The organism is Nocardioides salsibiostraticola, from assembly GCF_054783655.1.
In genome coordinates this window covers 171,178-183,343 of record NZ_BAAGQD010000017.1, presented here as the reverse complement: position 1 = coordinate 183,343, position 12,166 = coordinate 171,178, and the positions used below count along the sequence as shown (strand labels likewise).

The following is a 12,166-nucleotide window of genomic DNA, read 5'->3' as shown; positions in this document are numbered from 1 at the left end:
CGGTCCTCGCTCATCGCCCCACTCCCATCACATCAGTGTAGTGCGCGATGACGTGGCGCTCGCCCGAACCTCAGATGATCGAGAGTGAGGTGATCGGCAGGTCTGCGACCTGCTCGCGACCATTGAGGAAGGCCAACTCCATGAGCAGGGCCGCCCCGACCACCGTGGCCGAACAGGCCTCGATGAGTTCGCGAGTGGCGCGCAGGGTGCCGCCGGTGGCCAGGACGTCGTCGACGACCAACACCCGATCGCCCGGGTTCAGCGCGTCTCGATGGATCTGGAGGGTCGAGTCGCCGTACTCCAGCGAGTAGGACACCGAGTGCACAGCACTGGGCAACTTGCCCGGTTTGCGGACCGGGATGAATCCCACGCCCAGGGCCATCGCCACGGGAACCCCGAACAGGAACCCGCGGGCCTCCATCCCCACGATCGCATCGACCGTGGGCGTCCCGCTCTCGTCGCGGGCCACGTCGGCCAACGCCTGGACCACCGCGTGGAACCCGGCCGGGTCCGCGAGCAGCGGAGTGATGTCCTTGAAGACGATCCCGGGTTCGGGGAAGTCGTGGACATCCCGCACCAGTCGCGCCAGGGCCTCGGACACCGCCGAGTCAGCCGCAAGACTCATCGATCAGGGCTTCTTACGTCGTGACTTGGACTGACGCGAAGGCTGCTGCCGACCCGACGCACGGCTCTCGCCGACCGGCCCGCGTGCCGGCGGCACCGTCCGCCCCTTGCCCGTGGCGCCGGTCTGGGGTGCGGGCCGGGCACCGGGCGCCTGGTCGGCGGAGTCGGCGGAGTCGGCGGAGTCGGCGGAGTCGTCGAGTTCGAACTCGAAGTTCTCCGGGTCCTGGTCGCCGCTCGGGTCGCTCTGGACCGGCAGGTCCTCGCTGAACGAGGGAACGCTGGCGTAGCGGTCGGCCTGCTTCATCCGGGCCGCGGAGCGCTTCTCGGCGAGGAGCACGTCGGACTCGCCGGACTTCAGGTGGACCAGCAGAGGCGTCGCGATGAAGACCGAGGAGTAGACACCGGCGATCGTTCCCACGAACAGCGCCAGCGACAGGTCCTTCAAGGAGCTGGAACCGAGCAGCAGACTGCTGACGAACAAGATGACGCCCACCGGGATGATCGCCACGATCGAGGTGTTGATGGACCGGACGAGTGTCTGGTTGACGGCCCGGTTAGCCGCTTGGGCGTAGGTCTGGTGGTCCTTCTTCATCCGGGCGGTGTTCTCGCGGACCTTGTCGAAGACCACGACGGTGTCGTAGAGCGAGAAGGCCAGGATGGTCAGCACACCCGTCACGGTGGCCGGGGTCACCTCGAACCCGGTCAGGGCGTAGACGCCGATGGTGATGATCAGGTCGTGAGCCAGGGCCACCATGGCAGCGACCGACATTTTCCATTCCCGGAAGTAGGCCCAGATGAACAGCACGATGAAGAACAGGAAGACGACCAGTCCGATGGTTGAACTGCGGGCGACCTCCTTGCCGTAGCTGGGACCGATCTCGTCGATCGACAGTTCGGTTTCCGGGTTGACCCCCGAGACCTCCACGATCGCGGCGACCACGGTGTCGCTCTCCTCGCTGTCCAACGCCTGGGTGCGGACGACGATCGCGTTGCTGCCCTGGGTGGTGACGATGGGGTTGGCAGCGTTTTCGACCCCGGCGTCGGCGACGGCGCCGCGCAGTTCGTCGGCCGCGTCCTGGTCGGCCGGCACGTTGACGGTGTACTGCGCCCCACCGGTGAAGTCGATGCCGGCGTTGAGTCCCTTGAAGAGCAGCCCGGACAGGGCGATGAGAATCACGATGAACGAGGCGGTGTACCAGGTCCAGGAACGGCCGACGAAGTCGACGGACCGCTTGCCGTTGTACAGGTCATTACCGAGGTTTGAGAACTTACCCATCAGGCCCTCCCCCCTACGACGCCAGCCGTGGCGCTCTTCTGTCGATCAGGAACCCGCTCGACGCCGAGCGCCTCGGAGTTGAGTCCGGACATTTTGTGTCCCTGGTTGAAGAACTTGTAGCGCGCCAGGTAGGACACCATGGGCTTGGTGAAGAAGAAGAAGACCACGAGGTCGATCAGGGTGGTCAATCCGAGCGCGAAGGCGAATCCCTTCACCACGCCTGCGGCGAAGATGTAGAGCACCACCGCAGCCAGCAGCGAGACGGTGTCGGCCGCCACACACGTGTTGCGGGCCCGGGCCCAGCCAGATTCGACCGCCACGCGCATGGACTTGCCGTCCCGCATCTCGTCTCGGATGCGTTCGAAGAACACGATGAACGAGTCGGCCGTGATTCCGACCGCCACGATCAATCCGGCGATACCCGGAAGGGTCAGGGTGAAGTTCGCGGCCTCGCTGAGCAACAGCACCATGCCGTAGGTCGCCCCGGCGGCGACGAGCAGCGAGAGGATGACCACGACACCCAGTCCGCGGTAGTAGATCAGGCAGTAGAACATCACCAGGAGAAGACCGACCAGACCCGCCAGCAGTCCGGCGTTCAGCTGGTTCCCGGCCAGTGAGGGACCGATCTCGGTGACGGTGGTGGCGTCATCGTTGAAGGAGATGGGCAACGAACCGAACTTCAGACTGGTGGCGAGTTGGTTCGCCGTCGTCTCGTTGAAGTTTCCGCTGATCTGGGCCTGTCCATTGGTGATCACGCCCTCCATGGTCGGAGCGGAGATGACCTGGCCGTCCAGCACGATGGCGAACTGGTCCTCGGTCGGCTGAAGCGCACGGGAGATGTCGCCGAAGACGCTGCGACCCTCGCCGCCGATCTCGAGGGTGACGACCCAGGTGAGCTCACCCTGCGGGATTCCAGCGCTGGCGTCGTCGAGTTCGGTGCCCTCGATCAGGGCCTTGGTCAGGAGGTACTTCTCAGCCGCCCGATCGACGCTGCTCGACGTGACCGCTTCCTCGGGCTGGCTGCACGCGACCAGCGGCTTGTTCGGGTCGTCGACCTGGAGGGCCGGGCTGCCGTCAGCGTTCTGCAGATTGCCCTCGGGGCTGCACTGAAGTGAGTTGTAGAGATCGATCGATGCCTGGTCCGGGGTGGCCTGGAAGGCCAGCTCGGACTCGACCGTGCCGGGGGTGTCTTCGGCTGCGGCGCCGTCTCCCGAACCATCTGCCGGGGCGTCGGTGGCCCCGTCTGTCGGTGCGTCTGTCGGGGCGTCGGTGGCCCCGTCCGTCGGTGACTCCGTCGGGGTCTCGGCTGCGCTGTTGTTTGCGTTCTTCTTGTCGTTCTTCTTCTCACCCTGCGCGGCGTACGAGACGGGGGGACGGTTGTTGCCGCTGGTCTCGGACGGGTCGGGCTCCGGGGTCGACTCGGGGTCGGGCTCCGCGGCGGGCGGGGCAGTGACTCCGGCGCCCGGGAGTTCGGGGGTGGACGGTAGTTCCTCGAGGCCGGCGGTGGGATCGTTCGGGTCGAAGGCTGGGGTGCCGCACGTGGTGAACGGCGAACACGCGACCAAGCGGAACCGGAGCTGTGCCTGGCGCTTGACGACCTCTTCGAGCTCGCCTGCCTGCGCACCCGGGATCTCCACGACAATGGAGTCGCTGCCCTGCACGGTGACCGCGGCTTCGGCAACACCGGAGCCGTTGACTCGCTGGTCGGTGATGTTGCGCGCCTCGCTGAGGCTGTCGGAGGTGGGGTTGCCGTCGGCGGTCAACTGGATCCGGGTGCCACCCTGGAGGTCGAGACCCAAGGTGGGCTTCCAGTTGCTGTCGGAGATCCCCACGAGCCCGAAGACGAAGGCCAGGCCTACGAAGAAGATGACCAGGGTGCGCCCTGGTCGATACTGCCGCTTGGCCATGTCAGTTGTCCTCCGACCGAGTGCCCGAGTCTGTTCCGGGGGTTTCGGTGTCGCTGGTGGTGTGGTTCAGGTCAGTTTCTTCGGACGCGTCGCGGCGGACGTTCCCGATCGCTCCGCGGGCCACCTTGATGACGACTCCCTCGGCGATTTCGACGAACACGTGATCATCGCCCAGCCCCGTCAGGGTCCCGTGGACCCCAGAGGTGAGGACGACGTCGTCTCCAACGGTCAACGAAGACTGCATGCTGGCAAGTTCCCGACTACGCCGTTGGGCTGGTCGCAAGATCAGCACATAGAACAGCAGGGCGACGCCAAGCAGCGGCAAGAGCTGAAGGAGCTCCACGAAAAGACCTCTCACACACGTTCGATGGGCACGGCAAGACGTACGGGCCGCCGAAATCACACAGGCAGGCCGACCGACGGGTCAGTGTAGCCGGGGGTAACGGTCGATCGCGGAATTGGTGGTCGAGCCTGTCGTGCCCGCTCTCGACGGTCGAGGCTGTCGGGCTCTAGTCCTCGAACAGCGTGGCGTCGACCCCGCTCACGGCGGGTGGGGTGAGCCCGAGGTGTTCCCAGGCACCGGGGGTTGCGATGCGACCCCGCGGCGTACGCGCCAGGAAGCCGTTGCGGACCAGGAACGGTTCGGCGACCTCCTCGACGGTCTCGCGTTCTTCGCCCACCGCCACCGCGAGGGTCGACACGCCGACCGGTCCCCCGCCGAAGCGGCGGCACAGGGCGTCCAGCACCGCGCGGTCCAGGCGATCCAGGCCCAGCCGGTCGACCTCGTAGAGGTCCAGCGCCGCGTTTGCGACGTCCTCGGTGACGATCCCGTCGGCGCGGACCTGGGCGTAGTCACGCACCCGACGCAGGAGCCGGTTCGCGATCCGCGGGGTGCCACGAGAGCGTGAGGCGATCTGCGCCGCCCCGGGTGCGGTGAGTTCGACATCCAGCAGGCCGGCGGATCGGTGCACGATGGTGTCGAGGTCGGCGGGGTCGTAGAACTCGAGTTGGCCGGTGAATCCGAACCGGTCGCGCAACGGGCTGGGCAACAGACCGGCCCTGGTCGTGGCCCCTACCAGCGTGAACGGGGGAATTTCGAGCGGGATCGCGGTCGCTCCGGGACCCTTGCCGATGATGACGTCGACGCGGAAGTCCTCCATGGCCATGTAAAGCATCTCTTCGGCCGGACGCGACATCCGGTGGATCTCGTCGACGAACAGGACATCACCCTCGTTGAGTCCGGACAGGATGGCCGCCAGGTCGCCGGCGTGGGTGATCGCCGGGCCGCTGGTCAGCCGCAGCGGCACCGCCATCTCGTGGGCGATGATCATGGCCAGAGTGGTCTTGCCCAGCCCCGGAGGACCGGAGAGCAGGACGTGGTCGGGCGCGCGCCCGCGGGCACGTGCGGCTTCGAGCACGAGCCCGAGTTGCTCGCGCACGCGGTGCTGACCGACGACCTCATCGAGGGACCGGGGTCGCAGGGCGGCCTCGACGGCGCGTTCGTCCCCCTCGGCCTCGGCCGCGGTGAGACGGCGGAAGTGTTGCTCCTCGGCGAGTTCCAGATCGTCCTCGTGCATCTCAGGCCTTGCTCAGCGTGCGAAGTGCGGCGCGCAGCAGGGCGCCGATGTCGGCGGTCCCCTGCGGGCCCGCGGTGGCACCCGGGTCATCCTCGATGCGCTCGAGGGCGCGCTCCGCGTCCTTGGTCGTCCAGCCCAACCCCACCAGGCCCTGGTGCACCTGTTCGCGCCAGGCGGGTGGGGTCGATGTTGCGGAGCCGGAGCGACCAGCCGGGACCGCGCCGATCCTGTCCTTCAGCTCGAGGATGATGCGTTGGGCACCCTTCTGCCCGATGCCCGGCACCCGGGTGAGGGTCTTGACGTCGTCGTTGGCCACGGCCCGTCGGAAGTCGTCCGGGCTGAGCACCGCCAACAGAGCCTGGGCCACCTTGGGCCCGACGCCTGAGGCAGTCTGGGCCAATTCGAAGATGTCTTTCTCGTCGTCGTCGAGGAACCCGAACAGCGTCAGGGAGTCCTCCCGGACGATCATGCTGGTCGGCAGGGTGGCGCTGTGGCCCGGGCGGAGGGTGGCCAAGGTGCCCGGGGTGCACATCAACTCCAGACCGACCCCACCCACCTCGATCACGGCGCTCGACAGGGTCACGTCAGCGACCTGTCCACGAACGAAGGCGATCATCGCAAGCTCCTCTTGTACTGGGCCGCTGGTCGGTAGGGCGCGGTCCGACCGCCCGCCGCCGCCACAGCAGCGTCGATCCGGGACTGGGCGCCGCCGCGCCAGATATGGGTGATGGCCAGGGCCAGTGCGTCTGCCGCATCGGCCGGCTTGGGGGGTGTGTCGAGGCGCAGGATCCGCGTCACCATCAGGCCGACCTGCTTCTTGTCAGCGCGACCGTTGCCGGACACGGCCGCCTTCACCTCACTAGGGGTGTGGAGCGCGATGGGCAGGCCGCGGCGTGCTGCAGCGACGAGCGCGATCCCGCTAGCCTGGGCGGTGCCCATGATGGTGCTCGAGGCGGACCGGGCGAAGACCCGTTCGACGGCCACGGCGTCAGGGGCGTATTCGTCGAGCCAGGCGTCGATGCCCTTCTCGATGGTGACCAGTCGTTGCGCCACCGGGATATCGGCGGAGGTCCGCACGACGTTGACGTCGATCAGAGTCAGCGGTCGACCGACCTCGCCGTCCACCACACCCAATCCGCATCGGGTCAGCCCCGGGTCGATGCCCAAAACGCGCATCTACACTCGCCTCCCGATCGTTGTGAGCCGGCATTTCGTCCGAACATCTGTTCGGACCAACGCTAGCCGGAGGCGACGACACCCCGGCGTGCGACACGCCGCCGGTCGGTGGCTCGGTGCGGCCCAGCCCCCTTGAGGTGCCGTCAGTTCTGGTCAGTCCTCGTCGAGGGCGGCCATCACGTCGTCGGAGACGTCGAAGTTCGCGTAGAGGTTCTGCACGTCGTCGAGGTCCTCGAGGATGTCGACGAGCCGGAACATCTTGCCGGCTGCCTCCGCGTCCAGCTCCACCTGCATGTCGGGAACGAAGGAGGGCTCCGCAGAGTCGTAGTCCATGCCGGCCGACTGCAGGGCAGTCCGCACGGCGACCAGGTCGGTGGCCTCGGAGATGACCTCGAAGGACTCACCCAGGTCGTTGACGTCATCCGCACCGGCCTCGAGGGTGGCTTCGAGGATGTCGTCCTCGGTGACGGCCTTGCCCTCCTGGTCCTTGGGGACCACGACGACACCCTTGCGGTGGAACAGGAAAGAGACCGAGCCGGGGTCGGCCAGCGAACCGCCGTTGCGGGACATGGCGGTGCGCACCTCCATCGCGGCGCGGTTCTTGTTGTCGGTCAGACACTCGATCAGCATCGCCACGCCGGCGGGGCCGTACCCCTCGTACATGATGGTCTGGTAGTCCGCGCCGCCGGTGTCCTCACCGGATCCGCGCTTGACCGCGCGGTCGATGTTGTCGTTGGGAACCGAGGACTTCTTCGCCTTCTGGATCGCGTCGTAGAGAGTCGGGTTCCCCGAGATATCTCCTCCACCCATCCGGGCGGCGACCTCGACGTTCTTGGTCAACTTGGCGAACATCTTGCCGCGCTTGGCGTCGACGACGGCCTTCTTGTGCTTGGTCGTCGCCCATTTGGAGTGGCCGGACATCTGTTCCTCTTCTACTCAGTTCTACTCAGGTGAGCGGATCAGCTGCACAAACAGTTCGTGGATGCGGGTGTCGCCACCCACCTCGGGGTGGAAGGCCGTGGCCATCACTCGCCCCTGGCGAACCGCGACGATCCTATCCGCCGCCGGTCCCTGCTCGACCCTGGCCAGCACCTCGACGTCCGGACCGACCTCCTCCACCCACGGAGCGCGGATGAAGATGGCGTGGATCGGCTCAACCAGGCCCTTCACTTCGAGTGGCCCTTCGAAGGAGTCGACCTGGCGGCCGAAGGCGTTGCGGCGCACGGTGATGTCCAGCCCCCCGAAGGTCTCCTGGTCCGACCGCCCGTCCAGCACCCGTTCGGCCAACATGATCATGCCCGCGCAGGTGCCCAGCACCGGCAGGCCGTCCTTGATCCGGGCCCGGATGGGTTCGAAAAGATCGAAGGTCCGGGCGAGGTTGGCCATCGTGGTCGACTCCCCGCCGGGGATGACGAGGCCGTCACACATCTCGAGTTCGGCAAGGCGTCGTACAGGGATCGCTTGCTGCCCCAAGGACTCGAGAGCGCTCAGATGTTCGCGGACGTCGCCCTGGAGGGCTAAGACACCAACTTGCGGAAGGACCACCGGCCTAGGTTAGCCACGGCGACGGGTGGAGTACGTAATCGTGACCGGGGCCGAGACGTTGTCCGACTCGTCTGTGGCCCTGACGGAAAGGATGTAGGTGTAAGCCGCGTCCTTCGTATGGGCGTCGTCGAACTTGCTCGGTAGTTTCCAAGCCGACTTGTCCTCGTTGAGGAGCGCCGAGCGATAGGCACAGTTGGTGCTCCACGACTCCGTGATGCCGTCGTAGCACTGAACGAGAAGCGGGATTCCGAGCAGGCTCAACTGATACCGCTGCAACTGATACTCCACCGACTTGACCCCGGACGGATCCGAGACCGTCCCGCAGGCGGGAACATCCTTGGCGAACTCCTTGTCGTTGCTCGTGCCTTCGACGAGCGGTTTGCAGGCATCCTTGACGGTGTCCTGAACGTCGTCTCGCTTGTCGTAGCTACCGGATGCGGGACCGAGGATGACAAGACTCGGGCCAGTGAGATCAACCGTATAGAGCATTCGGGGCGACTCGTTGACCCAATTCGTTCCGATGCGGGCACGCAAGGCGTAATAGGAAGCGCCAGACAATGGTGATGTGTCCGTGCAAGTCAGGGTCGGCGCAACGGCCGAACACGCGACCGTTCCGGTGCCGCCGGTCGAGGTGACGAAACGTAGGACCTGGTAGCTCGTGGCCTTCGCGGCTCCCACCGGGGTCGCGGGGCTCCATGACAACTTGACGCTGGTGCCCTGACGTTGAGTGGTAGGGGTGGCCGGGACGGAGATCTCAGCGGACGTGAAGGCATCGTCTTGCGTTCTCAGAGTTCCCTCGTCGGAGTAGAAGGCCGAGGTTGCGTTCACACCCAGTCCCGCCAACACGATGCCAGCGACGGTCGCCAGCACAGCGACAGCCGCGGCGACGGCATGGCGAGGATGACCCGACCTCTCGGCACGGTGCCCCCCGCCGGTGCGGCTCGGCCGCGCCCTGGAGGGTCGACCGGGGGATTGGGATCCCGGTCCGAACGAGAACATCAACATCATGGCGCTGAGACACGCGACACCCAACAGGCCTGCAGGACTGAGTAGGACGGTCACGACGTACCCGGCATACGGAACCGAGGCGATCTCGCGCTCGACCTGATCCACCAGGTACATCTCGTCGTCAGCCGCGCCGTTGGCGTCACCCTGAAGGATCAACGCTGCACCATCGCCGCGCAGTGTCGCGCTCACGACTCGGTGAGTGATGCGCTCCCGATTGGCGGCGACAACGCTGACGACGTCACCGACACCGATGTCGACGGCGGGAACCGTGCGGGCCAAGGCCAGAGATCCGGTCGGGATGCCCGGCCCCATCGAGCCGGAGCGGAAGATCAGGAAGGAGAATCCGAAGAAGGTGACCGCCACCGCGGCGGTAAGTGAGACCAGGCCGGCGATAGCCCCCAGCCAGAGCAGACCCTCGCGCAGGCGGGACATCATGGAACGGTGATCTGCTTGGCGTTGAACACCAAACTGGCGGTCATCGACTTGTTCTGCAGCTCATTGCCGACACTGGTGTCGAGACGAGCGACGACGCAGATGCTCTCGGATGACGCAGCGCCGGTCGGCGCAGCGAGGAGGCGCGCGGTGCTGATGATGGGCGCCGACGTACCAGTCAGCGTCTTGTTCTGCGCTTCGCTGATCGCGACGCCGTTGCAGGTCTGTGCACGGTTGCCGTCGGCTGCTGAGCCGGTCATCGCGTTTGCGGTACCGGAGTAGAAGGAGAACCGCATTCCCTCGGCCAGCGGGCCGGTGGCCGAGCCGGTGACCGAGTAGTTGAGTCGTACTGAGCCGTTGTTGGCCACGGGGAAGGCCGCCGCCATCGACTCACCCGGAACCATGCCCGTCAGGGCCAAGGCATTGAAGGTCGTCGAGCCCCCCTGGCCGACCAGCCCTCCGTTGAGGGTGATGTCCAAGGTGCCCGACGTGAAGGTACCGGTCTGCACAGTGGCCTGGTCGGTCCAGAACGCGAAGGTGCCCTGCGCACCGAACCCGAGCGCGAGGAAGGCCACCGTGCCGAGGCCCAGAAGCGCGCGGACGCGACCAGAGCCAGCGGGGCGACGAGCCGCACGCCGACGTCCCCGAGGGGACACCTTTGCGTGCGATCCAGTCGTTACCGAGCGACTCATGGTTGTTCCTCTTCTGGTTCGGTGCGGCGGCGAAGCGCCAAGAAGGCACCGGTGATGATCAGGAATAGGGCGAGGGGGATGGTCCACCAGGTCAGGGGATTGCCGGTGTCGGGCAGGATTCCGAGTAGACCACTTGGCCCTGCGGAATCGGTTGAGCCCAGCTCTCCGCTCTGACCGGGTGAGACGTTCGTCCCGGGCGTGATCGGAGCGATGGCCCGGGCGTCACTGAGCCGAACCAACAGGTCCAACTCAGAGGACAGGACCTGCGTGAAGTTGGGCGCGTCCGGCAGGAGCTCGACTCGCACCCGGACCGGCAACACGTCGCCGTGGTTGATCACGACGTTCTCCACGAGGGACGCCCGCCCGCCGGTGGTGACGGAGGTGAACGGCTTCGATCCGGCCCGTGCCGACACCTTCAGCCAATTCGTCTCGATCAAGTCGTCGAGCACGACTCGCTTGATGGCGACCTGCAGGTTGCCGGCGGTGTCGGCTTGGTTGCGCACGTAGAAGGTGGCCACGCGCACGTCGCCCGGGACCCAACGGATCGTGGTGTCGAACAACGGCTTCTTCAACGTCTCGGCGAAGGTCACGCCATCCGAGCTCAGTCCGAGACGGTCGGTCTGCGCAGACGCAGCGATCGGGTGGAGGGTCACAGCCGCGAAGACCAGAGCGACCAGAATGCTGCGGAGTTTCATCCTCGGTGACCTCGGCGCGACAAGACACGACCGAGGCCGGCCCGTCCGAACATGGCTCCGGCGTAGCCCAGGAGCAGAGCAGCAACCCCGTAGACGGCCCACTGGCGTTGCTCACCGGTGGCCCAGGTGTTGGCGTAGCCGAGCTTCGGCACGGCGTACCAGACCACGCCCCGCACCTGCACGGCTCGCACGGCTTCAGCGTCGGGAGCGTCGTTGGCGTCGCCCTTGGTGATGAACTCCCGGTCGCCGAACTCGTCGAGCCGGGTGCCGATCACGCGGTGGGTGACCACGGTGCTTTGTCCGGACTCGAGTTGGAAGGTGATGGGTTGCCCCACGGTGATCTCGTCGCTGGGCGTGGGTCGGACGACGACGAGCGTTCCGGGCGGGTACGTCGGCACCATCGATCCGGTGAGAATCGTGTAGGGCGTGGATCCGCTGAGTCGGGGAATCAGCACCCCGACCGCCAGCACTGCGACTGCAGCCAGGATGACCATCCAGGCCACCACCCGTCCCACGAACGCCCCGGCGCGCGCCGAGCTCCGGCGCGGGGTGGCCGCTGGGTCAGCGGTCATCTCGGCGTCGGGCCCGGCGGCGTGCCGCGGCATCGTAGAGAGCGGGGAGGAAGTCATGGCTGGATCAGCTGTTGACCTGAGTGGCGGTGACGGTGAAGTCGTTCAGGTCGATCTTCTTGAGCTTGGAGTCGTTGTCGACGACGGCCAGGCGTTTGAAGTCGAGCGTGATCGTCGCGTCGATGCTCGTTCCCGAGTCCGCCGGGGTGATCTCGCTGTCTTGAATCGCAGATCCGTCGGCCCGAAGGAACGTGCTTTCGAAGTCGTACGCCTCGCCAGCCATCGTTGTTCCATCGGCGTTGACGCCGCCTGTGACATCGAGAATCGCCCGCAGGTTGGTGCCCACAGCAACGATGTCGATAGTGCAGGTCTTGGTGAGGACATCACCCGGTACGATCTCTTCCGCGTCGATGACGAACAGCGCGCCGTCAGGCTTCTCCAAGTTGTTGGTGACGGTCCAATCTGCATCCAGGCAGTCTTCCGAGTCGATCTTCAGGTTGCCCGACGAGATGGTCCCGCCATCGATGCCTTCGGTGTCGTTCCAGTAGGCCAGCGAACCGGCACCACCGAGGAGGATGACCGCCGCGCCGCCAGCAGCGATCGCACCCTTGATTGAGTTCTTCATGTGACTTCTCCCGTTTGCTCACCTCCCGCACCGGTGAATC

Annotated in this window: 14 protein-coding genes; all 14 read right to left on the bottom strand. The window is 66.3% G+C overall.

The window, feature by feature from the left end; translation table 11 throughout:
• Window positions 1–70: 70 nt before the first annotated feature.
• The 14 genes from ACYVLV_RS11515 to ACYVLV_RS11450 all read right to left on the bottom strand — a co-directional run bounded on the left by ACYVLV_RS11515 (window position 71) and on the right by ACYVLV_RS11450 (window position 12,126).
• Window positions 71–625 (bottom strand): adenine phosphoribosyltransferase, encoded by a 555-nt coding sequence (locus ACYVLV_RS11515; RefSeq protein ID WP_460810069.1) that lies wholly within the window; start codon window positions 623–625, stop codon window positions 71–73.
• Window positions 626–628: 3 nt separating this feature from the next.
• Window positions 629–1,900 (bottom strand): protein translocase subunit SecF, encoded by a 1,272-nt coding sequence (gene secF / locus ACYVLV_RS11510; protein WP_460810068.1) that lies wholly within the window; start codon window positions 1,898–1,900, stop codon window positions 629–631.
• Window positions 1,900–3,807, bottom strand: a complete 1,908-nt coding sequence (secD, locus tag ACYVLV_RS11505; protein WP_460810065.1) for a protein translocase subunit SecD — start codon at window positions 3,805–3,807, stop codon at window positions 1,900–1,902. Before secD ends, secF begins: the two co-directional genes overlap by 1 nt.
• 1 nt (window position 3,808) lies before the next feature.
• Complete coding sequence (yajC, locus tag ACYVLV_RS11500; RefSeq protein WP_460810062.1) at window positions 3,809–4,150, bottom strand: preprotein translocase subunit YajC; 342 nt, start codon at window positions 4,148–4,150, stop codon at window positions 3,809–3,811.
• A gap of 166 nt (window positions 4,151–4,316) precedes the next feature.
• Window positions 4,317–5,384, bottom strand: coding sequence for a Holliday junction branch migration DNA helicase RuvB (gene ruvB, locus ACYVLV_RS11495; RefSeq protein ID WP_460810060.1), 1,068 nt, complete (start codon window positions 5,382–5,384; stop codon window positions 4,317–4,319).
• Between the two features lies 1 nt (window position 5,385).
• The gene (gene ruvA / locus ACYVLV_RS11490) at window positions 5,386–6,000 is read right to left on the bottom strand and encodes a Holliday junction branch migration protein RuvA (RefSeq protein ID WP_460810059.1); all 615 of its coding nucleotides are present in this window, start codon (window positions 5,998–6,000) and stop codon (window positions 5,386–5,388) included.
• Window positions 5,997–6,551: a crossover junction endodeoxyribonuclease RuvC gene (gene ruvC, locus ACYVLV_RS11485; protein ID WP_460810241.1), complete on the bottom strand. Its 555-nt coding sequence runs from the start codon at window positions 6,549–6,551 to the stop codon at window positions 5,997–5,999. The genes ruvA and ruvC overlap by 4 nt, the downstream gene beginning before the upstream one ends.
• A 162-nt stretch (window positions 6,552–6,713) precedes the next feature.
• Window positions 6,714–7,481, bottom strand: coding sequence for a YebC/PmpR family DNA-binding transcriptional regulator (locus tag ACYVLV_RS11480; RefSeq protein ID WP_460810056.1), 768 nt, complete (start codon window positions 7,479–7,481; stop codon window positions 6,714–6,716).
• A gap of 21 nt (window positions 7,482–7,502) precedes the next feature.
• Entirely contained in the window at window positions 7,503–8,105 is a 603-nt protein-coding gene (gene pdxT, locus ACYVLV_RS11475) for a pyridoxal 5'-phosphate synthase glutaminase subunit PdxT (RefSeq protein ID WP_460810053.1), read from the bottom strand.
• Between the two features lie 9 nt (window positions 8,106–8,114).
• A complete protein-coding gene (locus ACYVLV_RS11470) occupies window positions 8,115–9,545 on the bottom strand; it encodes a signal peptidase I (protein WP_460810052.1) in 1,431 nt (476 codons plus the stop codon).
• The gene (locus ACYVLV_RS11465; protein ID WP_460810049.1) at window positions 9,545–10,237 is read right to left on the bottom strand and encodes a TasA family protein; all 693 of its coding nucleotides are present in this window, start codon (window positions 10,235–10,237) and stop codon (window positions 9,545–9,547) included. The genes ACYVLV_RS11470 and ACYVLV_RS11465 overlap by 1 nt, the downstream gene beginning before the upstream one ends.
• A complete protein-coding gene (locus ACYVLV_RS11460) occupies window positions 10,234–10,932 on the bottom strand; it encodes a hypothetical protein (protein ID WP_460810047.1) in 699 nt (232 codons plus the stop codon). The genes ACYVLV_RS11465 and ACYVLV_RS11460 overlap by 4 nt, the downstream gene beginning before the upstream one ends.
• Window positions 10,929–11,561, bottom strand: coding sequence for a signal peptidase I (locus ACYVLV_RS11455; protein WP_460810045.1), 633 nt, complete (start codon window positions 11,559–11,561; stop codon window positions 10,929–10,931). The genes ACYVLV_RS11460 and ACYVLV_RS11455 overlap by 4 nt, the downstream gene beginning before the upstream one ends.
• 7 nt (window positions 11,562–11,568) lie before the next feature.
• Window positions 11,569–12,126 carry an alternate-type signal peptide domain-containing protein gene (locus ACYVLV_RS11450; protein ID WP_460810044.1) on the bottom strand — a complete coding sequence of 186 codons (558 nt, stop codon included), beginning with the start codon at window positions 12,124–12,126 and terminating at the stop codon, window positions 11,569–11,571.
• Window positions 12,127–12,166: the final 40 nt, after the last annotated feature.